The sequence below is a fragment of the Pseudoalteromonas sp. CR1 genome, from assembly GCF_019392235.1.
Lineage (GTDB): Bacteria > Pseudomonadota > Gammaproteobacteria > Enterobacterales > Alteromonadaceae > Pseudoalteromonas.
This window is the reverse complement of record NZ_JAHXRM010000059.1, coordinates 1-397: the sequence shown is the minus strand read 5'-3', so window position 1 is coordinate 397 and position 397 is coordinate 1. Positions and strand designations below refer to the sequence as shown.

Sequence of the window (397 nt, the reverse complement as noted above, 5' to 3'; positions counted from 1 at the left end):
GGCCGAACTCGGTACGCCCTGGGTCAGCAGGCCGGAGCCGGCTTTCACCAGCAGGCTGTCGGAGTGGCCGTGGTAGCAGCCTTCGAACTTGATGATGCTGTCGCGGCCGGTGAAACCACGGGCCAGGCGAATCGCACTCATGGTGGCTTCGGTGCCGGAGCTGACCATGCGCACCATTTCCATCGACGGCACGATCGCGCACACCAGATCGGCCATCTCGGTTTCCATGGCGGTCGGGGCGCCATAGGACAAACCGTGTTGCAACTGCTGGCGCACTGCGTCCAGCACCTGCGGATGGCTGTGGCCGAGGATCATCGGGCCCCAGGAACCCACATAGTCCACGTAGCGCTTGTCATCTTCGTCGGTGACGTACGCGCCTTCGGCATGCTTGAAGAAC

General features: G+C 63.5%; 1 protein-coding gene. It reads right to left on the bottom strand.

Features of this window, described 5'->3' with window-relative positions:
• Window positions 1-397 (bottom strand): aminotransferase class III-fold pyridoxal phosphate-dependent enzyme (locus tag KZZ04_RS18480; protein WP_219423687.1); only part of this gene is annotated, 397 nt, incomplete at both ends.